The sequence below is a fragment of the Tritonibacter aquimaris genome, assembly GCF_009617595.1.
GTDB classification, from domain to species: Bacteria; Pseudomonadota; Alphaproteobacteria; order Rhodobacterales; family Rhodobacteraceae; genus Epibacterium; species Epibacterium aquimaris.
In genome coordinates this window covers 267,168-292,889 of record NZ_WIXK01000003.1, presented here as the reverse complement: position 1 = coordinate 292,889, position 25,722 = coordinate 267,168, and the positions used below count along the sequence as shown (strand labels likewise).

At 58.0% G+C, this 25,722-nt stretch carries 25 protein-coding genes, 1 other RNA gene and 1 riboswitch; of the genes, 12 read left to right on the top strand and 14 right to left on the bottom strand.

Going from position 1 to position 25,722, the window contains the following annotated elements:
* The first annotated feature begins 67 nt into the window (after positions 1 to 67).
* Positions 68 to 2,464: a phenylalanine--tRNA ligase subunit beta gene (gene pheT / locus GG681_RS07400; RefSeq protein WP_153546639.1), complete on the top strand. Its 2,397-nt coding sequence runs from the start codon at positions 68 to 70 to the stop codon at positions 2,462 to 2,464.
* 96 nt (positions 2,465 to 2,560) lie between these two features.
* On the opposite strand, the gene GG681_RS07395 is transcribed toward pheT, so the two are convergent.
* Positions 2,561 to 3,436, bottom strand: coding sequence for a LysR family transcriptional regulator (locus tag GG681_RS07395; protein WP_153546637.1), 876 nt, complete (start codon positions 3,434 to 3,436; stop codon positions 2,561 to 2,563).
* Between the two features lie 85 nt (positions 3,437 to 3,521).
* Here GG681_RS07395 and GG681_RS07390 point away from each other — a divergent pair, with 85 nt between their 5' ends.
* From GG681_RS07390 to GG681_RS07375, 4 genes are all read left to right on the top strand, one after another.
* A complete protein-coding gene (locus GG681_RS07390; protein ID WP_153546635.1) occupies positions 3,522 to 4,160 on the top strand; it encodes a class I SAM-dependent methyltransferase in 639 nt (212 codons plus the stop codon).
* A gap of 55 nt (positions 4,161 to 4,215) precedes the next feature.
* Positions 4,216 to 4,659 (top strand): YtoQ family protein, encoded by a 444-nt coding sequence (locus tag GG681_RS07385; protein WP_153547030.1) that lies wholly within the window; start codon positions 4,216 to 4,218, stop codon positions 4,657 to 4,659.
* A gap of 10 nt (positions 4,660 to 4,669) precedes the next feature.
* Complete coding sequence (locus GG681_RS07380) at positions 4,670 to 5,218, top strand: GNAT family N-acetyltransferase (protein ID WP_153546633.1); 549 nt, start codon at positions 4,670 to 4,672, stop codon at positions 5,216 to 5,218.
* Between the two features lie 203 nt (positions 5,219 to 5,421).
* Positions 5,422 to 6,357, top strand: a complete 936-nt coding sequence (locus GG681_RS07375; RefSeq protein ID WP_328593303.1) for a diguanylate cyclase — start codon at positions 5,422 to 5,424, stop codon at positions 6,355 to 6,357.
* Positions 6,358 to 6,432: 75 nt separating this feature from the next.
* On the opposite strand, the gene GG681_RS07370 is transcribed toward GG681_RS07375, so the two are convergent.
* Positions 6,433 to 7,233, bottom strand: coding sequence for a mechanosensitive ion channel family protein (locus tag GG681_RS07370; RefSeq protein ID WP_153546631.1), 801 nt, complete (start codon positions 7,231 to 7,233; stop codon positions 6,433 to 6,435).
* A 197-nt stretch (positions 7,234 to 7,430) separates the two neighbouring features.
* Positions 7,431 to 8,546 (bottom strand): alanine dehydrogenase, encoded by a 1,116-nt coding sequence (gene ald, locus GG681_RS07365; RefSeq protein WP_153546629.1) that lies wholly within the window; start codon positions 8,544 to 8,546, stop codon positions 7,431 to 7,433.
* Positions 8,547 to 8,696: 150 nt separating this feature from the next.
* Here ald and GG681_RS07360 point away from each other — a divergent pair, with 150 nt between their 5' ends.
* Together GG681_RS07360 and ppk2 are read left to right on the top strand one after the other, a co-directional pair.
* Positions 8,697 to 9,155, top strand: a complete 459-nt coding sequence (locus GG681_RS07360) for an Lrp/AsnC family transcriptional regulator (protein WP_153546627.1) — start codon at positions 8,697 to 8,699, stop codon at positions 9,153 to 9,155.
* A gap of 188 nt (positions 9,156 to 9,343) precedes the next feature.
* Positions 9,344 to 10,261, top strand: a complete 918-nt coding sequence (ppk2, locus tag GG681_RS07355; protein WP_153546625.1) for a polyphosphate kinase 2 — start codon at positions 9,344 to 9,346, stop codon at positions 10,259 to 10,261.
* A gap of 242 nt (positions 10,262 to 10,503) precedes the next feature.
* Here ppk2 and GG681_RS07350 read toward each other — a convergent pair whose 3' ends face one another.
* The gene (locus GG681_RS07350; protein WP_153546623.1) at positions 10,504 to 11,622 is read right to left on the bottom strand and encodes a CAP domain-containing protein; all 1,119 of its coding nucleotides are present in this window, start codon (positions 11,620 to 11,622) and stop codon (positions 10,504 to 10,506) included.
* A 555-nt stretch (positions 11,623 to 12,177) separates the two neighbouring features.
* On the bottom strand, positions 12,178 to 12,384 hold the full coding sequence (gene rpsU, locus GG681_RS07345) for a 30S ribosomal protein S21 (RefSeq protein ID WP_005614280.1): 207 nt from the start codon (positions 12,382 to 12,384) through the stop codon (positions 12,178 to 12,180).
* Positions 12,385 to 12,529: 145 nt separating this feature from the next.
* Here rpsU and GG681_RS07340 point away from each other — a divergent pair, with 145 nt between their 5' ends.
* Together GG681_RS07340 and GG681_RS07335 are read left to right on the top strand one after the other, a co-directional pair.
* A complete protein-coding gene (locus tag GG681_RS07340) occupies positions 12,530 to 13,213 on the top strand; it encodes a COQ9 family protein (protein ID WP_153546621.1) in 684 nt (227 codons plus the stop codon).
* Between the two features lie 197 nt (positions 13,214 to 13,410).
* On the top strand, positions 13,411 to 14,388 hold the full coding sequence (locus GG681_RS07335) for an NAD(P)H-quinone oxidoreductase (RefSeq protein ID WP_153546619.1): 978 nt from the start codon (positions 13,411 to 13,413) through the stop codon (positions 14,386 to 14,388).
* 46 nt (positions 14,389 to 14,434) lie between these two features.
* Here the strand turns inward: GG681_RS07335 and GG681_RS07330 are convergent, their stop codons facing one another.
* Positions 14,435 to 15,289 carry a DUF2189 domain-containing protein gene (locus GG681_RS07330; RefSeq protein ID WP_153546617.1) on the bottom strand — a complete coding sequence of 285 codons (855 nt, stop codon included), beginning with the start codon at positions 15,287 to 15,289 and terminating at the stop codon, positions 14,435 to 14,437.
* 137 nt (positions 15,290 to 15,426) lie between these two features.
* Positions 15,427 to 16,068 carry a ribonuclease T2 family protein gene (locus GG681_RS07325; RefSeq protein ID WP_153546615.1) on the bottom strand — a complete coding sequence of 214 codons (642 nt, stop codon included), beginning with the start codon at positions 16,066 to 16,068 and terminating at the stop codon, positions 15,427 to 15,429.
* Positions 16,069 to 16,215: 147 nt separating this feature from the next.
* Here GG681_RS07325 and GG681_RS07320 point away from each other — a divergent pair, with 147 nt between their 5' ends.
* Positions 16,216 to 16,980, top strand: a complete 765-nt coding sequence (locus GG681_RS07320; protein ID WP_153546613.1) for a DUF1013 domain-containing protein — start codon at positions 16,216 to 16,218, stop codon at positions 16,978 to 16,980.
* Between the two features lie 153 nt (positions 16,981 to 17,133).
* The gene (ltaE, locus tag GG681_RS07315) at positions 17,134 to 18,156 is read left to right on the top strand and encodes a low-specificity L-threonine aldolase (RefSeq protein WP_153546610.1); all 1,023 of its coding nucleotides are present in this window, start codon (positions 17,134 to 17,136) and stop codon (positions 18,154 to 18,156) included.
* Between the two features lie 190 nt (positions 18,157 to 18,346).
* Here the strand turns inward: ltaE and recR are convergent, their stop codons facing one another.
* The 4 genes from recR to GG681_RS07295 form a co-directional block, all read right to left on the bottom strand.
* A complete protein-coding gene (gene recR, locus GG681_RS07310; RefSeq protein WP_153546608.1) occupies positions 18,347 to 18,958 on the bottom strand; it encodes a recombination mediator RecR in 612 nt (203 codons plus the stop codon).
* Between the two features lie 111 nt (positions 18,959 to 19,069).
* Complete coding sequence (locus GG681_RS07305; protein WP_153546606.1) at positions 19,070 to 19,414, bottom strand: YbaB/EbfC family nucleoid-associated protein; 345 nt, start codon at positions 19,412 to 19,414, stop codon at positions 19,070 to 19,072.
* A 310-nt stretch (positions 19,415 to 19,724) separates the two neighbouring features.
* Positions 19,725 to 20,069, bottom strand: coding sequence for a RidA family protein (locus GG681_RS07300; RefSeq protein WP_153546604.1), 345 nt, complete (start codon positions 20,067 to 20,069; stop codon positions 19,725 to 19,727).
* 17 nt (positions 20,070 to 20,086) lie between these two features.
* Positions 20,087 to 21,883 carry a DNA polymerase III subunit gamma/tau gene (locus GG681_RS07295; protein WP_153546602.1) on the bottom strand — a complete coding sequence of 599 codons (1,797 nt, stop codon included), beginning with the start codon at positions 21,881 to 21,883 and terminating at the stop codon, positions 20,087 to 20,089.
* A 261-nt stretch (positions 21,884 to 22,144) separates the two neighbouring features.
* Here GG681_RS07295 and GG681_RS07290 point away from each other — a divergent pair, with 261 nt between their 5' ends.
* The gene (locus GG681_RS07290; protein WP_153546600.1) at positions 22,145 to 22,669 is read left to right on the top strand and encodes a protein-tyrosine phosphatase family protein; all 525 of its coding nucleotides are present in this window, start codon (positions 22,145 to 22,147) and stop codon (positions 22,667 to 22,669) included.
* 80 nt (positions 22,670 to 22,749) lie between these two features.
* Here the strand turns inward: GG681_RS07290 and GG681_RS07285 are convergent, their stop codons facing one another.
* The 3 genes from GG681_RS07285 to GG681_RS07275 form a co-directional block, all read right to left on the bottom strand.
* Positions 22,750 to 23,163 carry a hypothetical protein gene (locus GG681_RS07285; RefSeq protein WP_153546598.1) on the bottom strand — a complete coding sequence of 138 codons (414 nt, stop codon included), beginning with the start codon at positions 23,161 to 23,163 and terminating at the stop codon, positions 22,750 to 22,752.
* Positions 23,164 to 23,262: 99 nt separating this feature from the next.
* A riboswitch (cobalamin riboswitch) is annotated at positions 23,263 to 23,469 on the bottom strand.
* A gap of 121 nt (positions 23,470 to 23,590) precedes the next feature.
* Positions 23,591 to 23,689, bottom strand: an RNA gene (gene ffs, locus GG681_RS07280) — signal recognition particle sRNA small type.
* 91 nt (positions 23,690 to 23,780) lie between these two features.
* A complete protein-coding gene (locus tag GG681_RS07275) occupies positions 23,781 to 25,625 on the bottom strand; it encodes a bifunctional 2',3'-cyclic-nucleotide 2'-phosphodiesterase/3'-nucleotidase (protein WP_153546596.1) in 1,845 nt (614 codons plus the stop codon).
* Positions 25,626 to 25,722 lie beyond the last annotated feature (97 nt).

Sequence of the window (25,722 nt, the reverse complement as noted above, 5' to 3'; positions counted from 1 at the left end):
GCACCTTGAGCCATTCTTTGCCATTGCCTGCAGGAACACGCATGGCTTGCCAAGGGATCCTTGACCGATGAAATTCACGCTGTCCTGGCTGAAAGAACATCTCGACACCACCGCAACAGTGGAAGAGATTTGTGACACACTGACTGACCTCGGCCTTGAGGTCGAAGAGGTGGTGAACCCGGCTGAGGCATTGAAAGCCTTTACTCTGGCCAAGATCGAAGCGGCCGAGCAGCACCCGGATGCGGACCGTCTGCGCGTCTGCAAAGTCACCACCGATGAAGGTGAAAAGCAGATCGTCTGTGGCGCGCCCAATGCGCGTGCGGGCATCACCGTGGTGCTGTGTAAGCCGGGCGATTATGTGCCCGGTCTGGATTTCACCCTGTCGGTGGGCAAGATCCGCGGCGTGGAAAGCCACGGCATGATGGCGTCTTGGCGCGAATTGCAGCTGGGCGAAGATCACGACGGTATTGCCGAGCTGGAAAGCGGCGACGTGGGCGACAAGCTGGTGGACTGGCTCGCGGCCAATGATCCGGCCAAGGTTGATCCGGTGATTGAAATCGCGATCACGCCGAACCGTCCTGATGCATTGGGTGTTTATGGTATTGCCCGCGATCTGGCGGCGCGTGGCTTGGGGACGCTCAAAACCACAGATTACACCCCGGTTGCGGGCCAGTTCCCATGCCCGATCAATGTGACCATTGATGAAGATACCCTGGATGGTGCGCCAGTGTTTGCAGGCCGTGTCATTCGTGGGGTGAAAAACGGCCCAAGCCCCCAGTGGCTACAGGATCAGCTGAACGCGATTGGTCTGCGCCCGATTTCCACATTGGTGGACATCACCAATTTCTTCACCTTTGATCAGAACCGCCCGCTGCACGTGTTTGATGTGGCCAAGGTGAACGGTGATCTCAGGGTGCATCGCACCCAGGGTGGCGAAACGCTGGTGGCGCTGGATGGGAAGGAATACACCTTTGCACCCGGTCAGATCGTGGTTTCCGACGACAACGGTGTTGAGAGCATCGGTGGCATCATGGGCGGCGAAGAAACTGGCTGTTCCGAGGAGACCGTTGACGTGTTTCTGGAAAGCGCGTTTTGGGATCACATCCAGATTGCAACCACAGGCCGCGCGCTGAAGATCAACTCTGACGCGCGCTACCGGTTTGAACGCGGCGTGGATCCTGAATTCACCGTGGAAGGGCTGGAGCGGGCAACCCAGATGATCCTGGATCTGTGCGGCGGTGAAGCCTCTGAGGTGGTGATTGCCGGTAAAGTGCCAAATCACGCGCGCTCTTACACCCTAAAGCCTGAGCGGGTGCAGTCGCTGGTGGGGATGGAGATCCCCGAAAGCGAGCAACGCCAGACCCTGACCCGTCTGGGCTTCCGTCTGGAAGGCAACAACGCCCATGTGCCAAGCTGGCGCCCCGATGTGCAGGGTGAGGCCGATCTGGTGGAGGAAGTGGCGCGGATTGCATCGCTGACCAAGCTGGTAGGCAAGCCGCTGAAGCGTCTGAACGATGGCATTCCCAAGCCGGTTATGACCCCGGCGCAGCGCCGTTTGCAGATGGCGCGCCGCACCTCGGCTGCGCTCGGCTATAATGAAGTTGTCAGCTACACTTTCATTGATGAAGCATCGGCAACGCTGTTTGGCGGCGGTGATCTGGCCACCAAACTGGCGAACCCGATTTCATCGGAAATGTCGCATCTGCGTCCGGCACTGTTGCCGGGGCTGTTGCAGGCGGCAGCACGCAATCAGGCGCGTGGCTACAATGATCTGGCGCTGTTTGAAGTTGGCCCCGCGTTTCACGGCGGCGAACCCGGTGAGCAGCACACGCTGATTTCCGGCATTCTGGTTGGTAAATCTGGCCCCAAAGACGTGCATGGCGCTTCGCGCGATGTAGATGTGTTTGACGCCAAAGCCGATATTGAGGCGGTGCTGGCCGCGATCGGCGCACCTGCCAAAGTTCAGATCCTGCGCGGCGCGCAGGGCTGGTGGCATCCGGGCCGTCACGGCAAGATCTGCCTGGGGCCGAAAAAGGTGCTGGGTGTCTTTGGGGAGCTGCACCCCAAAGTGCTGAATGAGATGGGTGTAAAAGGTCCGGTTGTGGGCTTTACCATCTGGCCAGACGAGATCCCGATGCCGCGCAAATCCGGTGCCAACCGTGGCGCGCTTGAGATCAGCGATCTGCAGGCGGTTGAGCGTGACTTTGCCTTTGTGGTCGACGCCGAGGTTGAAGCGCTGACGCTGGTTAATGCCGCCGCAGGTGCCGATAAGGCGCTGATTACGGATGTGCGCGTGTTTGATGAATTCATTGGCGGCAGCCTGGGTGAGGGCAAGAAATCCCTTGCGATCACCGTGCGCCTGCAGCCAACAGATAAGACGCTGAAAGAAAAAGACATCGAGGCCGTCAGCGCCAAGATCATTGCCAAGGTGACCAAAGCCACCGGCGGTGAGCTTCGCGGCTAAGCCAGGTCTTGATGGAAACTGAGAAACGCGCTCCAGATTGGGGCGCGTTTTTGTTTGGGCAACGAAGTTCCCCAACTCGTGCGGAGTGCGTGTCCTTTACTCTTTGCGCCCCAAAACCTCGGCCAGTACATCAAACACCAGACGGATTTTGCGGCTGGTGTGCAGCTCGCGGTGGGTGGTGAGCCAGACCGGGAATTCGATCACCTCCATCTCGGGCAGCAGGCGGACCATGCCGGGGGTGTGGTCACCCGCCTCAGAGGCCATCACCGCAATGCCAAAGCCCTGACGCACCATCTCCCAGCCCACCAGGCCGCTGTTGGAGCCAAAGTGAAAATTCTCAGGGCTGAGTTCAATTCCGATCGGGTGCAGAAATGCCATCATGCGGTCAATATCGCCAAAGCCGATAAAACTATGGGTGCTGCAATCCTGCAGGCTTTGGGGTGCGCCGTGGTTTTGGATGTAGCGCTCAGACGCATAAAGATAGGCGCGCGCCTGCTGGATGCGGCGGGCGACCAGATCGGGCTGGGTGGGTTCCACGTGGCGGATGGCGATATCGGCCTCGCGGCGCATCAAATCGCGTAACCCATTGTCAGCGATGACTTCTATGCGCAGGCGCGGCGCGCGTTCCGCCAGAATATGCAGCGCGCGTGGCAGCAGATAGACCGAGAAAATATCGGAGGCGGTTATGCGCACAAGGCCTTCGATATCCTGCGCCTGGCTGGTGGCGGTGAGGGCAAAAGCATCCGCCGCAGCCCCCATCTGGCGCGCATGTACCAGCATCTCGCGCCCCGCGTCTGTCAGATGCAGCGCACGCCCGAGGCGTTCAAACAGCATCACGCCCAGCTCATCTTCGAGGGCGGCCACCTGGCGGGATACGGTGGGCTGCGTCAGTTGCAGTTTGCGTGCGGCCGCAGACAGCGAGCCGCTTTCGGCGGTGGCCAGAAAGGCACGGATATGGGTCCAGTCGCTCATACATCTTTGTATATGGAGCCTGCGAATTTAAGCAATTGGGCCGTGCACGCGCGCTGGATAAGGTGGGGCGAGCAGGAGTGATAAGATGTCAAACGATCAGGTTTTCTGGAACAAACTGGCGAAACGCTATGCGGCGGCGCCCATTCGCGACGAGGCCGCCTATGAGCAGACGCTTAGCCGGGTGCGCGCCTATCTGGAGCCAAGCCACCGGGTGCTGGAGCTGGGTGCGGGTACGGGATCTACGGCGGTGAAGCTGGCGGGGCTGGTGAAATCGATCTGCGCCAGCGACCTGTCGTCGGAAATGCTGGAAATCGCCAAAGAACGCGCCAAGGGGCTCGATAATGTCACCGTGGCGGTTGGTGCGGTGGAGCATGCGCCAGATGGCCCGTTTGATGTGGTGATGGCGATGAACCTGTTTCATCTGTTGCCGGATCTGGAGGCCGCGCTTGAGGCCGCATCGCAGCGGGTGGCGGAGGATGGGCTGTTCATTTCCAAAACCCCCTGCATGAGTGACATGAAAGCGTGGAAATGGCGGCTGATGCTTTTGGCGCTACCGCTGCTGAGACTGGTCGGCAAAGCGCCTTCGGTGGTGCGATCTTACAGCGTGGCTGAGATGGATGCGGCGGTGGCACGGGCCGGGTTTGATATCGTGGAAACCGGCAATTTCCCCGCGGATCCGCCCAGCCGTTTTATTGTGGCGCGCAAGCGATCGTTGGTGGATTGAGACCTGAGGCTGGGGTAGGGGTGGAGTAAGCTAAACAAAAGGATCTGCCCCAATGATGAGCGTTTATCTCTCCGGTGAAATTCACACAGACTGGCGTGACCAGATCATCGAAGGTGCCGAGGCGCTGGGAATTCATTTCAACGCCCCGGTCACGGATCATGACGCCAGCGATGATTGTGGTGTTGCCATTCTGGGCGGCGAGGACAGCAAGTTCTGGCATGACCACAAAGGTGCCAAGCTCAACGCGATCCGCACCCGCAAAGGGATTGAAGAGGCCGATGTGGTGGTGGTGCGCTTTGGCGACAAATACAAACAGTGGAACGCGGCCTTTGATGCGGGCTATGCGGCGGCTTTGGGTAAGTCGATCATCGTGCTGAGCCCGCCGGAACATCAGCACGCGCTGAAAGAAGTACATGCGGCGGCCCTGGCAGTGGCAGAAACACCGGCGCAGGTGGTTGAGATCCTGACCTATGTGGTTGAGGGCACATTGCCCAAATGACAGCACTGTAATGACTGTTCCCGAGCTCAGCAGTGAGCGGCTGATCCTGCGCGCACATACGCCGCAGGATTACGGTGATCTGTTGCGGATCTGGTCTGCGCCTGAGGTGGTGAAATACATCTCTGGCGTGCCGGATACGCCGGAAACCGCCTGGGCCAAGCTGATATTTCACATCGGCCATTGGGCCGCGATGGGGTTTGGCTATTGGGCGGTCACAGCCCGCGATGGCCGCTATCTGGGTATGGTGGGATTTTCGGTGCAGCCCCGGCTGTGTGAGCCTGCGCTGAGCGAGGTTCTGGGCGAAGACGTGATTGAGGCAGGCTGGGTGATCGACCCAAAGGCGCAGGGGCAGGGGATCGCACAAGAAGCGATGCAGCTGGCGTTGCGCTGGGGGGATCAAAAAGGCTTTGCCAGCACGGTGGCCCTGATTGCGGCGGGCAATGACGCCTCGGAGCGTTTGGCGGCAAGGCTTGGCTATCAGCATGTGGGGCAGGTCAGCTATCGCGACCATCCCAACCGGGTCTGGCAGCGTGGCGGGCAGGCGGGCGCGCAGCATTAACATATTGGCAAAGCAGGGTTTTGCCGACACGTCCCCAGCGACACAGATGACCGCAGCCGCCCGGAGAAGGCAGCTGCGCGCGGCATGAAGTGTCGAGGATTGAGTTAAACTTTCACGACCAAATATGCATTTCTCAAGCAGCTTTTAACCTCTGTTCATTTATCGCGCACACAATAAAGGTGGACGGGAATGGAGTATTTAGAGTGAGAGTAGCTCAATTATTAAAAGCTAAGGCATCAACCAAGGTTGAGGGGATTCGCCCTGAATCGACGCTACGGCAAGCGGCACAGGTTTTGCTGAAGCTGAGACTTGGCGCATTGGTTGTGACCGACGAAGCCAACACAATGGTTGGGATTGTCTCTGAACGGGATCTTCTTCCTGTTGTGGCAAGTTGCGATCCAAAAGCCGCAGAGGCTTTGGTTTCGGACGTGATGACCCGTTCCGTTATTTCGTGCAGCCCAGACGACGAAGTCACCTATCTGCTGCACCTCATGAATGAAAACGCGATCCGACACATGCCCGTGCTCGACGCGGGGAAGCTTGTTGGCATTTTGAGCATACGCGAACTGACCAAAGCGTATGAGCTGCTTCAGATCGAGGCAAATACGGATCCGCTCACCCAGGTTTCAAATCGAAGACCGTTTCTGAAAACATTGGAAACGCAATTTGACAGAGCGCAGCGACACGGGCTGCCCATGTCGGTTGCGATGCTTGATGTTGATCATTTCAAACGTATCAATGACACATACGGCCACGATGCCGGCGACAAGACGCTGCAACAGCTTTCAAGAATGCTGATACGGGAATTTCGCACAATTGATCTGGTTGGACGACTGGGTGGTGAGGAATTTGCGCTGGTGTTTCCCGACACCGATTTGATCGGCGCATATGCTGCTTGTGAACGGCTGCGTTCGACGATCCAATCAAGCGAAATTCTAGCTGATGCAAATAGAATTCGCCTCACGGTGAGCATCGGGCTTACAGAGATTAGTGAACAAGCCAGCGCCGCAGCTGCCTTGCTCAAACGTGCAGATGAGCTGCTGTATGTTGCCAAAAATTCCGGCCGGAACCAGGTGATGGCAGAAGGTGGGATGAGGGTGCAACCCAAGGCAAAAACCGAGCCTGCATCAGCAGACTAGATATTCTGGGCATTTGCCCCATAAAAAAGGCCCCTGAAAACAGGGGCCTTTTGCAAAAGAGCAGCTCTTTTACGCTTATTTCTTGATTTCGACGCTGTGCGGGTAAGGAATAGAGATGCCTTTGGCGTCAAAGGCTTCTTTTACCCCTTGGGTCAGGGCGAATTTCAGCTCCCAGTAATCTGCCGCATCACACCAGACGCGGGTGGTCAGATCGACCGAGCTGTCGCCAAGATTGGTAACGCGCACCCAGGGTTCCGGGTCTTTCAGCGCGCGCGGGTCAGCGGCGATCTGTTGCAGGATGATCTCTTTGGCGGCATCGGCGCTGTCGCCGTAATCAATGCCAAACACCAGATCAACACGGCGGGTTTCATGGTGGGAGAAATTGGTGATGACAGAGCCCCAGGCCTGACCATTGGGAACAATGATCTGTACATTGTCCGGGGTGGCGAGCTCGGTCACAAAGAGGTTCAGATCTTTGACGGTGCCGGTGGTGCCGCCGATATCAACCACCTGGCCGATTTTATAGGGGCGGAACAGGATTAGCATGAAGCCCGCAGCAATATCGCTGAGCGTGCCCTGAAGCGCCAGACCAATGGCCAAAGTTGCCGCACCCAGCATGGCAACAAGGCTGGTGGCCTGAATGCCAAAGATGCCCAGAACCGCAATCGCCACCACAGCGAGCAGCACCCAGCGCACAACGCTTGCGGCAAAATTGCCAAGGGTGGGGTCGATATGTTTGCTGGCATTGATCCGTTTGCGCACCACAGCGGCAATCCAGCCTGCAATGATCCAACCCAGAACCAGCACCACCAGCGCTTTGGCTCCACTTACAACCAGCGGCCAATAGGCCCCGGCTTGTTCAATAATCTGGTCCATTTCCGCAGTCCCCTTGTTGAAACGCATGATGCATATCTCACGGATATTTGAGGGGCTGGCAATAGAATTGAGGGGGGAATATATGCGCGCTGCGCCTCAGTTGGGGGCCTGAGCGGGCATGGTGTTCGCGACTGCGTTGGGGGTGTGCCACCCCTGAGGGTGACACATGTTGCATGTATACGGGTGGATCCGCGTTGTTATTTCAGCGCGTCGACCGGGTTCACCACATCAAGACCCAGCGCTTCGCCAACGGCGGCGTAGGTGAGTTTGCCGGAGTGCACATTGAGCCCGTTCAGCAGGTGCGCATCATCGGCGCAGGCGCGTTTCCAGCCTTTGTTGGCCAGGTTGAGCAGGAAGGGTAGGGTTGCATTGCCCAGAGCCTGGGTAGATGTGCGCGCAACCGCGCCCGGCATATTGGCCACGCAGTAATGCATGATGCCGTCGACCTCGTAGATCGGCTCGGCATGGGTGGTGGCGCGCGACGTTTCAAAGCAGCCGCCCTGATCGATGGCCACATCCACCAGCGCCGCACCCGGTTTCATTTCAGAGAGGTCCGCGCGCGATACCAGTTTCGGTGCAGCCGCACCCGGAATGAGCACCGCACCAATCACCATATCGGCCTCGCGCACCAGCTCTGCGGTGGCACCGGCGGTGGAATAGCGGTTCTTGAAGGTGCCACCAAAGACGTCATCGAGATATTTCAGACGGGTCAGCGAGCGATCCAGCACGGTGACATCCGCGCCCATGCCAGCGGCGATTTTTGCCGCGTGGGTGCCAACAACACCACCGCCGATGACCACAACCTTGGCCGGAGCCACGCCGGGCACGCCGCCCATCAGAACACCGCGGCCGCCATTGGCCTTTTGCAGGGTCCAGGCGCCCACCTGCGGTGCCAGACGGCCCGCAACTTCGGACATCGGTGCCAGAAGCGGCAGGCCGCCATTGGCATCGGTCACGGTTTCATAGGCGATCGCGGTACAACCGGAATTGAGCAGATCATGGGTCTGATCGGGATCGGGGGCGAGGTGCAGGTAGGTGAACAAGAGCTGGCCTTCGCGCAGCATCTTGCGTTCAACCGCTTGGGGCTCTTTCACCTTTACGATCATCTCTGCTGTGGCAAAGATCTCTGCGGCGGTGTCGATAATGGCGGCACCCGCGGCAATATAATCCGCATCGGTGAAGCCAGCACCAAGGCCTGCGCCTTGCTGGATCAGCACCTCATGGCCGTGGTTAACGGCTTCGCGGGCGGCATCCGGGGTCATCCCAACCCGGAATTCCTGTGGTTTGATTTCGGTAGGGCATCCGATTTTCATTTTGGCTCTCCTAGAGGCTCATTTTCTATCCCAACCTCTCAATGGTCGCGTGGCTGCGACAAAATGTGCTGCTTTTTTGATCAGATTTATTTTTAGCCTTTCGAAGATTATTCGAATAAAGTGCCAAAAAGCAGGAGGTATCACCGCACTATGGTTATCGATGAAACAGATCGCCGGATTCTGAAGGTTTTGCAGGAGCAGGGTCGAATCTCAAACGCGGATCTGTCTGAGGCGGTGAACCTGTCGCCCTCGGCCTGCCACCGCCGGGTGCAACGTTTGGAAAGCGAAGGCTTTATTCGCGGCTATGTTGCCCTGCTGGATGCGCGCAAGATGCAGGTGCCGACCACGGTATTTGTAGAGATCACCCTATCGGGGCAGGCGGATGAGGTGCTGGACGCCTTTGAGCGGGCGGTGGCCTTGATCCCGGATGTTTTGGAGTGTCACCTGATGGCGGGCACCGCGGATTACATCCTAAAGGTGGTGGCAGAAAACACCGAGGATTTTGCCCGTATTCACCGCCAGCACCTGGCGCGCCTGCCGGGGGTGGCTCAGATGCAGAGCTCTTTTGCGCTGCGTACTGTTTTTAAGACAACCGCGCTGCCGGTTTAAGCAGGCTGCGATACTTTGCCCTGAAAAAAACCGGGTCATACAACTTGTGGTTTTGGGCGCAAGATGATTAATTCTATGGTCCAACCAGAACCGTAAGATTGCGGTGGTTTTGCGCTCAATTGACATGAAAGGATCATACGCGGCCGTTAGGCCTCATGTGGTTCATGAATTCTATGAAGGAGATCCCCATGACCGGCGATATCGATGACAACACCATGGATTGGCTTGAAGCGGAGCTTCAGGACACGCTGGATGAGGATTTTGAAATCGAGTTCGCCGAGCCGATGCTGTCGATGGAGCTGCGCAAGGTCTATAAGGCGCAGCACCCTGAGATGTTGGATCGCAAGGTCTATTTCCAGAACCTGCTGCGGCTGCAGGCTGAGCTGATCAAAGTGCAGGATTGGGTGACCCATACCGGCGCCAAGGTCTGCATCCTGTTTGAAGGCCGCGACAGTGCGGGCAAAGGGGGCGTGATCAAGCGCATCACCCAGCGGCTTAATCCGCGGGTTGCCCGTGTTGTGGCCCTGCCAGCACCAAGCCGCCGCGAGCAGAGCCAATGGTATTTCCAGCGCTACGTGCCGCATCTGCCAGCGGCGGGTGAAATCGTGCTGTTTGACCGTTCGTGGTACAACCGCGCCGGTGTGGAACGGGTGATGGGGTTTGCCTCAGACGATCAGGTTGAGCAGTTTTTTCAGGATGTTCCCGAATTTGAACGGATGCTGACCCGTTCGGGTATCATTGTGTTGAAATACTGGTTCTCGATCACCGATGAAGAGCAGCAGCTGCGATTCCTGATGCGGATCCACGACCCGATGAAACAGTGGAAACTGTCGCCGATGGATCTGGAGAGCCGCATTCGCTGGGAGCAATATACCAAGGCCAAGGAAGAGATGTTCGAACGCACAAACATTCCCGAAGCGCCCTGGTTCATTGTGGAAGGCAATGACAAAAAACGCGAGCGGCTGAACTGTATCGAGCATCTGCTGACCAAGATTCCCTATGCTGATGTGCCCAGTGAAAAGGTCAATCTGCCGGATCGGGAATATAAACCTGACTATGAGCGTCGGGTGCTGCCAGATGAGCTGCATGTGCCCAAGATCTATTGATCAACTGGGCCGTCCTTTGGCCTGAACAGGACTCTGTGTGAAATCAAAAAAACCCGGCCAGAGGCCGGGCTTTCCAGTTGTGGGCCGAAACATGACGCTGCTCCGGCCCGGGAGGTTCCAGATCTGTGGGGGACATCCACATGTGAAATGGAACCGAGCAGATCGGGCCAGCACCAACAAGGAAGCGGTGCTGACCCAGAGAATGCGCCCGACGAATTCTTCACCGGGCACACGGGAAAGGATTAGAACAGGAAATCGCTTGCGTTGATTTCGTTGAAATCCGTCTTGAGCAGAAGCAGAACATCACCATCATCATCGGCAATGCGCAGGTGGCCGCGCTGCGTGAGTGTGGCGTGGTTGTTGATCAGATCCGTGTAGCTGGTGATGCCATCCGCACCGGTCATATCAATGAAATCATGATGACCTGCATGGTCGAAATCCATCACCCGATCCACACCTTCGGAGAACACAAAGGTGTCGCTGCCTTTGCCGCCCGAAAGATTGTCATTGCCTTCGCCGCCATCTAGATGGTCACGGCCTTTACCAGCGACAAGGCGGTCATTGCCTTCGCCGCCATCTAGGTGGTCGTGGCCAGCACCGGCTTTGAGCCTGTCGTTGCCTTCTCCGCCAAAGAGACTATCGGCATGACGCCCACCAAAGAGAAAATCATTGCCGCCTTCGCCGTGGATTTCGTCGTGCCCATTGCCACCAAAGACAGTGTCATTGCCGCTGCTACCGGTGATTTTGTCATGCCCGTTAAGCAGGCCGATACGGCTTGCCTCATCAAGAATGATGACATCATTGCCCTCAGTTGGGGCATTTGCGGGTTCTGGCTCGACCGGTGTCGGCTCGGTTGGTTCTACAGGAGCTGGTTCCACCGGAGTTGGCCCTGTTGTCGTGCCAGCATCAAGCTGCAAAGGTGCTGACGTGCGTGCAAAGTTTTGGGTCACCATTACCGCAGTGTGGCCATCAAATTCGCCGAGTTCGATGCCGATTCCCACAACCGTTACATTGGGATCGAGAATGTTGGCACGGTGTCCGGGGCTGTTCATCAGGGCGTTGTGCAGATCGATGACATCGTCTTCGAGCCCGGCTGCGCCGCGTTCGCTCTGCCAGGCGATGTTTTCGCTCCACCGCCAGCTGCCAGAAAAGACAAAGCCCGCATCCGCCATCCGATCACCGGCGGACGAGCCGCCAGAACCTGTATGGGAAAACACGTCCTGCTGCAGCATCCATTTGCTGTGGTCTTCGGCAGAATCGTTCAGGCGCAGTTCAAGCTGGACCGGATCCAACCCGTTTGCTGCACGTTCCGCATTGATCAGATCTAGCATCTGCCGTTCGAGGGCGCTTGCTTCACTCATCGGTGATCTCTCCTAGGGTTGTCTCATAAGGACGAGGTCTTTGTATTAACCTCTAGGAGGGGATTAGCGCGGAAATGTGGCGGCTGCCGGGAAGTTGTTTACAATCGTAAAGAAGTGGTGAATCTCCGCCATTTGCACCTGATGCCGTCGGCGCAGTTTTGCTTTTTTAAAAAGTATCCGGTGATATTGGCATGTTTTTGCTGTGTGAATTTCAAAAAATGAGTGAAATCCTGCCGGGTGACGATGTTTTACCTGAGGGATGACACGCTGTGCCGAACTACAGATTCCATGTGGGCCCGTCGGTGTTTGGGGCGTAAATGTGGCGCGGGGGTGGCGTTCAACAGTCTGTTTCAGCCTCGCTCGGGTGGGTCTTTAACACCGCAGGGCCGCAATTGGGGCGCAAGAAACCGGATCGCAGCGTGTTTCGGAGCGGTTTGCACATATGAAAAACCCCCGCAGCCAGGGCTACGGGGGTTAATCTCTTTTAAAGTATCCAGAGCAAGCTGGAGAGGGTGCCGATAGATCTGCAAGCAGACCTCGGGGCCCGAAAGTTGCTTAGAGCAAACCTTCGCGCTGTGCTTTCTTACGTGCCAGTTTACGGGCACGGCGGATCGCTTCAGCCTTCTCGCGCGCTTTTTTCTCGGACGGCTTTTCGAAATGTTGCTTGAGCTTCATTTCGCGGAAGACGCCTTCACGCTGCAGCTTTTTCTTCAGGGCACGAAGCGCCTGATCGACGTTGTTATCGCGAACACTAACCTGCATGTGGTTTTCACCACCTTTCTAGATAAGAGTTGCAAGGAAATTGCAGGAAGTGGCCGTATAGCAAGAGCGGCTTATTTTGTCTAGTAGTGGTATGAAACAGAGAAATCTGCGGCCAAGCACGCAGAGAGAGGAACAGGAGAACGCCATGAGTGAGACCGATCACGCGGATCTGCGTGCCGCGCTGTTGGATGCGGCTGTGATGCATGTGCCTTTTGATGGCTGGAGCGAACTGACCTTTCAGGCCGCGATTCGCGACGCAGAAATCGCGCCTGAGCTGGCGCGGATGGTGTGCCCGCGCGGTGCGTTGGATCTGGCGCTTGCCTATCATGCGGCGGGCGATCAAGAAATGCTGAGACAAATGGAGGCGGCTGATCTCGACAGTCTGCGGTTTCGCGATCGGGTTGCGGCGGCGGTGCGCTTCCGGCTTGAGGCGGTCGAGGACAAGGAGCTGGTGCGCCGCGGCACCACATTGTTTTCGCTGCCCCATCACGCGGGCGATGGTGCCAAGGCGATCTGGGGCACTGCGGATGCGATCTGGACCGCGCTTGGGGACAGCTCAGAGGATGTGAACTGGTACAGCAAGCGCGCGACGCTGTCGGGGGTCTATTCCGCAACGGTGCTGTTCTGGCTGGGCGATGACAGTTTGGAACATCAGGCGACCTGGGATTTTTTGGAGCGGCGCATTGAAGATGTGATGCGGTTTGAAAAGGTGAAAGCCGAGGTGCAGAAGAACCCTTTGCTCAAGCCGTTTCTGGCTGGGCCAAATTGGTTGGCGTCTCAGATCCGCAAACCGGGGGCGCGTGACGATCTGCCGGGGCGTCAAGGCTAGCGCGGCTATTTCGCCTTCGGCGAGAGTATTTGTAAAAAGGTGAGAAGAGGGCGCGCGCGGCTGCGCCCTTTTTTGCGTCTTTAGGTGCGGACTGAAACGTTGTGACGCAGTGACTGCCGCGCTTTGGCCAGGGTGTTTTTCTGGCCAGGGTGTTTGTTTGTCCTGTAGAAGGGGGCAAACAATCAGGGAGGCATGTGATGATGCAGGCGGTTGAAATCAGTGAACCCGGTGGGCCCGAGGTTCTGAAACTCTGCACGCGGCCTGTGCCAGAACCCGCAGCCGGGCAGGTGATCATCAAGGTGGCCTACGCCGGGGTGAACCGGCCGGATGCCTTGCAACGGGCTGGTGCCTATAAGGCGCCTGCGGATGCAAGTGATCTACCGGGGCTTGAGGCCGCAGGTGAAGTGGTGGCGCTGGGTGCGGGTGTAAGCGGTGTTGCGGTTGGCGATCAGGTTTGCGCGCTGCTACCTGGTGGTGGCTATGCGGAATATGTGGCGACGCCTGCGGCGCATTGCCTGCCAGTGCCCGAGGGGCTTGATCTGAAGCAGGCGGCCTGCCTGCCGGAGACGTTTTTCACCGTGTGGAGCAATGTGTTTCAGCGCGCGGGCCTTAAGGCCGGTGAGCGGTTTTTGGTGCATGGCGGATCATCGGGCATTGGCACCACCGCCATTCAATTGGCGCAGGCGCTGGGCGCGCGGGTGTTTACCACTGCGGGCAGTGATGAAAAATGCGCGGCCTGTCTGGCGCTTGGTGCTGAGCAGGCGCTGAATTACCGCGAGGTGGATTTTGTTGAGGTGCTGCGCGGCGAGGGCGGGGCCAATGTGATCCTTGATATGGTGGGTGGTGAGTATATCCCGCGCAATATCAAGGCGCTTGCGGATGAGGGGCGGCTGGTGCAGATCGCCTTTCTGGGTGGGCCGAAGGTTGCGCTGAACTTTGCCCAGGTGATGTTGCGGCGGCTGACCATCACCGGATCAACCCTGCGCCCGCAAAGTGATCTGGTGAAAGCCGAGATTGCCGCAGATCTGCAACGGGTGGTCTGGCCTTTGATTGAGGCGGGAAAAATCGCCCCGGTGATGGATCAGTGTTTTGACCTTTCTGATGCGGCGGCGGCACATGCGCGCATGGAAAGTTCAGCCCATATTGGCAAGATCGTTCTTAAGGTTTCTGCCTAAAGGTGATGCGCCGCCGTACCCTTGGCGGCGCGTCAGATCCACTGCATTAAACCACTGCGCGGCGGTAGAAATGCCAGCTGGCGTGGCCCAGCACCGGGATGACAATGATCAGCCCAACAAAGAACGGCAGGGATCCCAGCACCAAGAGCGTGCCAATCAATGCCCCCCAGATCAGGCAGATGCGGGGGTTCTTGCGCAAAAGCTGCATCGAGGTTGCAACCGCAACCGGCAGGCCCACCCGCCGATCCAGCAGCAGCTGGAAAGAGACCAGGCTCATCGCAAGCGCCACAAGCGCAAAGCCTGCACCGATGATCATGCCGCATACTGCCATGATCTGGCCCTTTTGGGTCATGATAACGTCATAGGCAAAGGCGCTGAAGCTTTCAGGGGCGGTGGGGCCGAGGGTGAAGTAATAGAGCATCTGTGCCGCAATCAGCCAGCAGATGAACAGTGCGCCCAGCATGATCCCCAACGTCAGGACCGACATAAAGGCAGGGGAGCGCAGCACCCCAAAGGCATCACCCCAGCGCGCGTCAAACCCGGCTTCGCGCCGCGCCGACATTTCATATAGGCCAACAGCTGCCACTGGTCCAAGAATGGCAAAGCCAAACACCATAGGCACCAGAAGCGCGAACATGCGTTCCGACAGGCCAACGCTGATCATGGCCGCGCCAATCAGCGGGTAGAGAAAGACCAGAAACATCGCATCAGAGCGGCAGGCGGCAAAATCGCGCAGCCCAAGACGCAGCGCAACCCGCAGATCTTCAAGGCTGAGGGTTCTGACCTGCGGCGGCGCTGCGCTATGGGTGCCCAGATGCTCGACACCCTGGCCGATGTGATGCGCGCTGCCGCGCAGCGCTTTGAACAGCCAACTGGCCGGGTTTCCGATTGTTTGATCCATGATCACACCTCCTATCCACCTCATCATAGAGGCCATCAGAGGCGCCAAAATTCCGGCAGGCCGTGATGGCCGTACCAAAACTATAGCATAAAATAGGATTTCAATCTCTCACCCTTGCGTCAGCATCCTGTGAGCGCTTAGCGGATCGGGGTGAAAAGCGCGTCTTTGAGCTGGCAATCCTTGATCACATCGCGGCCACAGGGCACGGGTGTTAGGTCGCGTGACAGGCAGATGCGGGCTTCTTGGATGTGGCTGTCGCGGCAGGTGATGGTGAGGCTGTCATGATCCAGATCCGGGTTTTCCTTGAGAAAGGCGTCTTCGACAATGGAAGCTGGGAGTTTCACGGTTTTGTCGAGCTTGCGAAAGATCTGCGGGCGAACAACCTGATCATAGGCCGTGCGCGACAGGTTGAAATACTGCTCAGCCGAGAGCCCTGTGCAGGTGCCGTGTTTTTTCCACTGGTGCCAGGCAAGACCGGAGCTGCCCATGATGTCTTGCATTTCAGCGGTCATCTTGCGGGTAGGAGGGGCGGCGGCAGTGCGGCAATAGCTGGGCCAGCCTTGGTGAAACTGGGGCCAAAGCCCGTGCATGACCCAGCCGTGGTCATGGCGCGGATGACATTGATCGGAGCCTTTGGCATCGCCTTCCACTTCGCACCAGTTTGGCGACCAGCTGAGCGCCAGAACGTAATAGTCAAACGTGCCTGCGCGTTCACCTTCGGCGCGGGCAGCAGTAAAACACATCAAAAACATCAAACAGTAACAAAAGACTTGGCGCATTGGCCTCTTTCCTTATTCACAGAAGGCGACTATATAGAATGAAAGTTCCCCGACAACGGAAACCTACCCCAAATTATCGGGGCCGCCTTTATCCAGGCGACAGGACAGCTATATCCGGGGAAGAGGCACGCGTGAAGGAGAAGACGCATGGCAAAACCGTTGATGGCCAAGGCGACCGCCGTGTGGCTGGTGGACAATACCACGATCAGCTTTAAGCAGATCGGTGATTTCGTTGGTCTGCATGAGCTGGAAGTGCAAGGCATTGCCGATGGTGAAGTGGCCGTGGGCGTGAAGGGTTTTGATCCGGTTGCCAACAACCAGCTGACCCAGGAAGAGATCGACAAGGCGCAGGACAGCCCGCTGTATAAGCTGCGTCTGAAGTTCAACCCGGCTGCTGCTGGCGAAGAGAAACGCCGTGGCCCGCGTTATACCCCGCTCTCCAAACGTCAGGACCGTCCGAACTCGATCCTGTGGCTGGTAAAGTTTCACCCGGAACTTTCCGATGGTCAGATTGCCAAGCTGGTGGGCACCACCAAGCCGACCATCCAGTCGATCCGCGAACGCACCCATTGGAACATTGCCAATATGCAGCCGATCGATCCGGTGGCGCTGGGCCTGTGTAAACAGTCTGAACTGGACGCCGTGGTGCAAAAAGCCGCAGCTGCCAAAGCGGCCGAAGGCGGCGTGATGAGCGATGACGAGCGTCGCAAGCTTGTCTCCACCGAGCAGTCGCTGGAAATGGAAGCAGAGCCGAAGATCCCAAGCGGGATTGAGGGTCTGGAAGCCTTTACTCTGGGTGGCGGTGATGAACGGCCTTCCGCGGACAATGATCCGATTGTGGATGCGGACAGCTTCTTTAACCTGCCGTCTGGCGATGTGGATGATGAAGACGACGAAGATCCCCGTCCATAACGGTTGAGATCTGTTGAAATTGTCAAAAGCTGCGGCCTCTGCGTCGCGGCTTTTTTGTGTCTGCTATCAGGCAATTGTACTTGATACAGGCGATAACTTGAGCGCGCAGATCGGTGCCGATAGGGTCGCGATATGTAATCAGAGGAGCGGGATATGGGACAGTATACAGCGCTTGATCAGGGTGAGGTTGCGTGGGTTGCGGATCTGCGCAGCGATACGGTGACACGTCCCGACAATGCGATGAGGGCGGCGATGGCAGCGGCAGAAGTCGGCGATGATGTCTTTGGCGATGACCCAACGATTGCGCGCCTTGAGGCTACGTTGGCAGAGCGGCTTGGCAAAGAAGCAGCGCTGTTTGTTCCAAGCGGCACCCAGAGCAATCTAATCGCCATCATGAGCCACTGTGGCCGCGGTGAAGAGGTGATCACCGGCAAGGCCTATCACGTCAACCGCTATGAGGCGGGGGGGGCTGCGGTTTTGGGCAGCTGTGTGTTTGATACTTTGCCGGTCCATACGGATGGCGGGCTGTTGCCGGGTGATATTCAGGCAGCGGTCAAGGAAGATGATTTCCATCATGCGGTGAGCCGCCTGTTGTCGCTGGAAAACACCCACAACGGCAAGGTGGTGCCACTGGCACGTATCGCTGAGGCGACAGCCGCAGGTCGCGCGGCCGGGTTGATGCTGCATCTGGATGGGGCGCGGGTGTTTAACGCATCTGTTGCGCTTGGGCGCGATGTGGCAGAGCTTGCCGCGCCTTTTGATACGGTATCAGTGTGCCTGTCCAAAGGTCTGGGCGCGCCGGTTGGATCCGTTTTGGTAGGGCCTGCGCCGTTTGTGGTCCGCGCGCGGCGGCTGCGCAAAATGCTGGGCGGTGGTATGCGGCAGGCGGGGGTCTTGGCGGCGGCAGGGCTGCATGCGCTGGAGCATAATGTGGCGCGCCTGAGCGAGGACCACCAGAAAGCGGCGGCGCTGGCAGAGGCTTTGCGTGCCTATGGCGATGTGGAACAGAACACAAATATGGTCTTCTTGCAGCCGTCAGCCCGCGCTGATCTGATTGCGCGCTTCACTAAGGCGCAGGTTCGTATCAGTGCAGATGACAGCGGGCCGATCCGTTTTGTGCTGCACAAAGATGTCTCTGATACGGCGATGACAGCAGTATTGCAGGCCTTGGGGTGAACGCTCCCGCCCGTCTTGGCTTATTCAAAGAATAAACCTCGCCAGTTGGGCGTAGCGCCGCGCCTTTGGCGCGGCGCTACGCCCAAAGCGATGAGAAGATCTGATAAGATCTACCTCGGCGCTGCGGGAGCACATTGGACTGTTGTGGCGGTTCTGTTTGGGCTGCGGCCAGTTGGGGTTGGCTGGGTGCTCAGAAGCTTTTACGCGCTTTGAGCGCTGCGGTAATGGTGCCTTCGTCGAGGTAGTCAAGCTCCCCTCCGATGGGCACGCCCTGCGCGAGTGATGTGACTTTCATGCTCTCGGGCAGCTGGTCGGCAATATAATGTGCGGTGGTCTGGCCATCGATGGTGGCGTTGAGCGCAAGGATCACCTCGTTCACATTTTCGCTGGTCAAGCGATCGACAAACTGCGGGATGCGCAGCTCGTCCGGGCCAATGCCATCAAGTGCTGACAGCGTGCCCCCCAGCACATGGTAGCGGCCTTTGAATACGCCTGCACGTTCCATCGCCCATAGATCAGACACATCTTCGACCACGCAGAGCTCACCATTGGCGCGGCTGTCGTCAGCGCAGATCGGGCAGAGATCGCCAGTGCTGATATTGCCGCAATTGAGGCAGGTGCGGGCAGTGTCTGACACAGCGGTCATCGCCGTGGCCAGAGGCGCCAGCAGGATTTCTTTTTTACGGATCAGATGTAGCACCGCACGGCGCGACGAGCGTGGGCCGAGGCCGGGCAATTTGGCCATCAGGTTGATCAGATGTTCAATTTCGGGGGTGGATGTGTCTGACACGCCTGCGCTCATCTGGTTTGAGGGACCTGATCTTTATAAGTGAAAGCGCGGGAGAGGGGAATGTTCAATCTTTGTTTCGCACAATTTGTGCGGCTGCGGCAGGGGGTGCCGCAGCCCTGCGCGTTAGAACGGCAGTTTCATGTCGGCAGGCAGGCCGAGACCCTCGGTGAGGTTTTTCATCTCTTCCTGAGATTTTTCCGAAGCTTTGATCTGCGCGTCTTTGATTGCAGCGAGGATCAGGTCTTCGACCACTTCTTTGTCATCGCCGGAAAAGATCGAGGGATCGATATCCAGGCCAACCAGTTCACCTTTTGCGGTGGAGGTGGCTTTGACCAGACCTGCGCCTGCTTCACCCGTGACGGTGATACTGTTCAGCTCTTCTTGCAGTTCAGCCATTTTGCCCTGCATTTCCTGAGCTTTTTTCATCATCCCGGCCATATCGCCGAGTGCACCGAGGCCTTTGAACATCGGGGTCTCCTATTTATGAGGTTCAGCATGCGGGCATGCGTTTGACCTTTAGATACGAAGCATAGTGTGTTTCGGCAAGGGGGTGGGGGCGCTGCCCCCAATGTTCGCCTAAAGGCTCACCCCCCGGAGTATTTGGGAAAAGGTGAATTTAGGCGCGTGGCACGCGGCGGCGGTTGAAGACCTGTGTGAATGTTATGAGCGCAAGCAGGCCTGTGGAGGCGATCGCCAGATGGGGCGGGCCTTGTCGCAGACTTCAGCAATCGCGTCTGTGGACAGGGTAAGCGTTGTGGCGACACAAAACGCCAGGCGGTTAATCATATGCGGCGGTGACGATCATCTCTACTTTGAGTTCGGGGCGGGCAAGGCGGGCTTCGCCGCAGGCGCGGGCCGGGGCGTGGCCTTCGGGCACCCAGGCGTCCCACACAGCGTTCATCTCTGCAAAATCGGCCATATCTGCCAGCCAGATTACCACCTGCAGCATCTGTTCCTTGGAAGAGCCAGCCTCAGCCAGCAGTGTTTCAATGCGGCGGATACATTCGCGGGTCTGATCGGCGACACTCTCACCGGCGTTGCCGACCTGACCACAAAGGTAGACGGTGCCGTTGTGTTTGACGATTTTGCTCATGCGCTGGCCGGTGTGTTGGCGTTCGATCATCTGATCCTCATTTCAGGTTATTCTTCAAACGGATCCCATTCGTCTTCGACCTCTGGGAGCGCGTCGGCCTGTACCTCGGCCTCAAGTTCTTCCGGGGTGCGGATGCGTTTGATATTGGCTTTGGGGAAGTTTTCCAGCACCGCTTGCACCAGAGGGTGGGCGATGGCCTTGGCTTTGAGCGCATTGTCAGCGGCGTCGCGCACCTCGGTGATGGTTTTGGCATCGCAGCCATCAACAATGGACACAACCCAGCGGTTGCCGGTCCAGTTCTGCAATGCGGTGCCAAGGCGCGCGGCAAGATCGCGCGGGGCCGAAGCGGAAGGGGTAAATTCAATGCGGCCCGGTTGATAGGCCGCAAGGCGGATGCCGCCTTCGACCTCAACGAGGAGCTTCACATCGCGGTGCCTGCGGATCAGTTCAACCACATGTTCAAACGTAGGGTAGCGCGCCAGCGCCAGATCTGTGGCCGGGGCCAGCGCAGTGACGGTGCCGCCCTGTGCCATGGTGTGGCCACCGTTTGGGGCACCGCCGGGTGCACCCTGTGGCGCGGCGTAGGCTGTTTGTCCGCCACCCATGTTTTGCATGCCGCCACCAGAAGGCGGTGGTGGAGGCGGCGGGGTATCTTGCAGTTTGCGCAAAAGCTCTTCGGGGCTGGGCAGATCCGCCACATGGGTGAGGCGGATCACTGCCATTTCAGCGGCCATCATGGTGTTGGGGGCGGCGGAGACCTCTTCCAGCGCTTTCAGCAGCATTTGCCACATGCGTGTCAGAACCCGCATTGGCAGCGCTTCGGCCATGGCTTGCCCGCGGGCGCGTTCATCCGGGCTGATGGTGGGGTCTTCGGCCGCGTCGGGGGTGATTTTCACCACCGATACCCAATGGGTGATTTCCGCCAGATCGCGCAGCACCGCCAGTGGGTCTGCCCCTTCGGCGTATTGGGACGACAGTTCCGTCAGCGCTGCGGCCGCATCACCGCGCAGGATCATATCGATCAGATCCAGCACCCGGCCACGATCGGCAAGGCCCAGCATGGCCCGTACCTGATCGGCGCTGGTTTCGCCGGCGCCATGGGAAATTGCCTGATCCAGCAGCGAGGTTGCATCACGGGCAGAGCCTTCGGCGGCGCGGGTAATGAGCGCCAGCGCATCATCGGAGATCTGCGCAGTTTCGGCGCTGGCGATCTTGCGCAACAGGCCAAGCATATCTTCGGGCTCAATGCGGCGCAGATCAAAACGTTGGCAACGCGACAGTACCGTTACGGGCACTTTGCGGATCTCGGTGGTGGCGAAGATGAATTTCACATGTGCTGGCGGCTCTTCGAGGGTTTTCAGCAGCGCGTTGAAGGCCGACGTCGAGAGCATGTGCACTTCGTCGATGATGTAGATCTTATAGCGTGCTGAGGCCGCGCGATAGGCAACGGAATCGATGATTTCACGGATGTCATTGACGCCGGTGCGCGACGCCGCGTCCATCTCGATGACGTCTACATGACGGCCTTCCATAATGGCGGTGCAATGTTCGCATTGGCCGCAGGGTTCGGTTGTGGGGCCGCCGTTGCCATCAGGGCCGATGCAGTTCATGCCTTTGGCAATGATACGCGCGGTGGTGGTTTTGCCGGTGCCGCGAATACCCGTCATAACAAAGGCCTGGGCAATGCGTCCGGTTTCAAACGCGTTTTTCAGCGTGCGCACCATGGCATCCTGGCCAACCAGATCTGCAAAGGTCTCGGGGCGGTATTTACGTGCAAGCACCTGATATTGCGGCGCGCTGTCTTGGGTGCTCTGATCTGGAGTGCCCTGAGGGGTGTCGTTCATATTGGTCCGCCGGATTCGCCTTGATGGTCTGGTGTGCTCCAAACTACGCAAGGCTTGGGGCTTCGTCTACCGCTCATCCCGAATTGGATCCGGGCTGGGGCTTTGCTCTGGACCTCGGCGAGGACATCGGACGCGGGGCGCTGTCATCTTGAATAAAATACTAGATATTGTTGTATCCGGCGGTTAGGCTTCTACTTGTGGGAGTGGCGAAACTCTAGCCCGGCTGGGGAGGCGCTGATGCAAATGGAATGCAGATCTGTAATGGATCTAAGCTCAACAATGGTCGATCCGGGGCAAAGCACCCTGACACTTCATGCCCTTTCGGTGGCAAATGGGATTTTGGCGCTGTGTCGCATTCCCGGAGGCACCGGGGCGTATCAGGCGGATCTCAGACATATCAATGAGTGGAAGCCGAGCCTTGTGCTGTCGATGACCACGCCGCCTGAACATGACATGGTTGGGGCAAGGACGCTTGGATCAGACATTCAAAGCATGGCCTCGCGCTGGTGCCATCTGCCGGTGCCGGATTATTCAACACCCACACCTGCGGTTCTGGCCAAATGGCCCAAGGCCAGCCAAGCGGCGCGTAAGGCGCTGGATGGCGGCGGGCGGGTGCTGGTGCATTGTCGCGGCGGCTCGGGGCGTTCTGGCATGGCGGTTTTGCGGCTGATGATCGAAACGGGAGAGCCGCCGCACGCGGCGCTGAAACGCCTGCGCGCGGTGCGCCCGTCTGCGGTTGAAACCGATGCGCAACTGGCCTGGGCGATCAGTGCGCGCAGGGTTTGAACGGTCTTTGCTGCCCTAATCCACCAGTGGTGCCAGTGCGGTCAGCGCAGTCAGATCGCGTGCGGCCAGATAGCGTTCTGTCAGATAGCGTAAAGGGCGTTTGCGTTCTTAGTTGCGGGCTGCTGAACCGGGGGGCGGGGAATGGCCTGCGCCAGCGCTGCCGGTGTTTCGGTGACATGGGTCAGCATGGTGCTGGCATCTGTGCACAGCATCGCATCGGCAAAACGGTCAAGCCCGGATTGATCTGCCTGATCTGAGACATCGCAGAAAATACGGATGCGCTGATGGCTGGCCACAAAACGGGCCATGCAACCTTTGGCACAGGCAGACAGCCCGGTTTGGCCTGCGATTTCAAATTCGTCTTTGGTCAGACCTTTGGCGCGATCCATGCTGGCGCTGAGCGCGTTTAGCATGTTTTGCGCGGCCGGGCAGGGGCGCCCAAGCAACATGCAGTGGGTCACTGCACAGTCGTGTGTTTCATTTGTCCAATTCATAGCGCCCTCCGCGCGATTTGGCAGCAGGGCAGACCGGATCATACAGGGGTTTCACATCGAAACGCACATGATCTCATGTCGGAGCACCCCGCCCGATTTCGAGTTTCAGTTAAGATGGCAGGTCTCCTGACTTGCGGGTCGCTGCGTCCTTGAACCTTCCCGACCCATGAGGCCAGTGGTGTGTTTCAAGGTTGCTCGCCGCTTACAGTTGCGGGGGCAGTCGCGGAGTTGGCCTGTTAATGGGCCGCACCGAGTTCCCTTTTCATCTCGCGCCAGCGGCACGAGAACCATCTCTCTATTGGCTAGCGGCAAGGGGTGGGGGGCGTCAAATGAAATCGCTGCAGCTGCGATATTTAAATTGCTGCGCTGCAACGGTGCGCTGACACATCGGATGCCGAATAGATCAGGTTTTATCTGCGGGGGAGTTAAGTGAGAGGTTGGACATCGACCCAAGCGGGGCTCGTTGTGGCTGCTTCCTTCCGGACCTGACCAGGTTGGCGAGGCGCCTGCCCGCGCCAACCTCTCGAATCCGGATATAGAGGGGGCTGGGTTAAATGACAAGAGCATGACGCCGTTGACGATCAAGGAATTCGACCGACTGCACCAAGGTGATCCGGCTACAGATCTATTTCCAAAGGCAGAAACCCGTTTTCATCCAAAGGAAGCGGGCGCATTTTGGTGAGATCAAGCTCGGACAGATGCGGTTTTGCAGCGGGTCCGGTAAAGGCGCGGGCTTTGGTGTTTCCCATCGGGGAGAACCGCCAAGGGTGCGGCGCCTGTTCCAGCGGATCTAGGGGGAGATCACCGGCGATATAGTCGCGAATCACGTCCCGCAGGCGCACCGAGGGTAGATTGAGCTGCGGCGCATAGCGCACCATATTGAAATGGCCGCCGCCACTGGCGCGATAGCTGTTAACCCCAACAAGGAAGCGTTGATTTGGATCGACCCGCATTCCGTTCCAACGCAGGTTTCTGATCCGATTGGCCGCCGGGTTGACCAAAGTGCCCGAAATGTTGAACCGCGCGGGTTGGCTGAGATCTATTTCATATTCAACACCGTAGATCACATCATAATTATGCCCGGCGCGGTTCGGATCTACGAGTTCTTGATCGCTGCTACCGGGGCGGATCTGGCTGAACATTCCGGCTGACATTTCCAGCCATTCTGCCAATTCGCTGCCGACCACTTCTACCGCGCGCAAACGGTTGGGGAAGATCTGCAGATCGATCACATGTCGCAGGCTGACGTCTCCCGCAGGGACGTCGGTGTAAAAACTGGGTCCGGCCCGAGCACCAAATTTCCCCGGAGCCACCGCGGATAACAGCGGCAGTTCCGATGCAGCTGTGCCTTTTACATAAGCACGAACCGCAGCGGCCTGGGCGCAGGCGGACATTGCCAGGGAACGGTCTTTGGCAAAAAACGTGAAGTAAGAGTGCAGCGGCTGTGCGACACGGCCAACGGGTTGGTTCAATCGCCTTCGGCATTCCTGATGGGCGTCATCGATTGCGGCGCGCAGTGCTTCGTTTTCTGGAACCGCTATGTTGGTCTCTGGTAAAATTACCGGCTTAAGATGCGGTGTGGCGCGGTCAACCTTCCAGCGCCCGTCTTGTTGGCGAAGCTCAAAGTCAATCACCCCAAGATGGCTGCCAAAAGCTCCGGGCATGACAACCGGCTTGGGCATAGGCGTGTCGGGATCTGGCAATTGCAGATGGGTGTGCCCGGCGACAAAAGCATCAATTTCGCCAATCTCTGTCAGAGGATAGAGCGCGTTTTCCATATTGAGCATATGGTCTGTGTCGCTCAGCCCGGTGTGGGCAAGCGCCACCACCAGATCACAGCCCTGTTCGCGCAGGGCCTGCGCCGTGTCACGCGCCGCATGGACCATGTCTTGCACCACAACACGGCCTTCGAGAAAATACGCATCCCAGATGACCGTTTGTGGCGGCAGCACTGACAGGATGCCAATGCGCAATGGGGGGCTATTGGGATGGTTCGGCAGCTGTTTTTCAACAATCGTGCTGGCCTGAAACGGCAATTCCAACCCGGTCTCAATCGCGCTCATATTGGAGCAGATCGCCGGGCAGTTGGCATCGCGCAGCAGGCGTTCAAGTGTGGGCAGACCATAGTTGAAATCGTGGTTTCCCATGCCAAGGGCATCGTAGTTTAACGTATTAAAACAGGTGACCAAAGGGTGTGGGAGCGGCTCACCGTGTAAGACGTTTTCCCCAATCGCGGCCCCTTGAAACCCATCCCCGTTGTCGAGCAGCAAAACCGCTGAATCCGTTTCTTTTGCTGTGTCGCGGGCGTCTTGGATCAGGGTTGCAATTCGGCTGAGCCCCAGATGAGCCGAGGGGCGATCGGTGTAGTAGTCATAGCCAATGAGATGGGCGTGCAGATCGGTCGTGGCCAGTAGGCGCAACCGGGCGGTTGCGGTATGAAGTGGCAAGTTTTGACCTGTCATGATGCTTGGGCCTGACGCATTCTACATCTGCTTGTATTAAATTTTGTCTATGTCTTTACCCATAGAAACAGTGTTTAAAGTTAGAGCAAAGACTGGA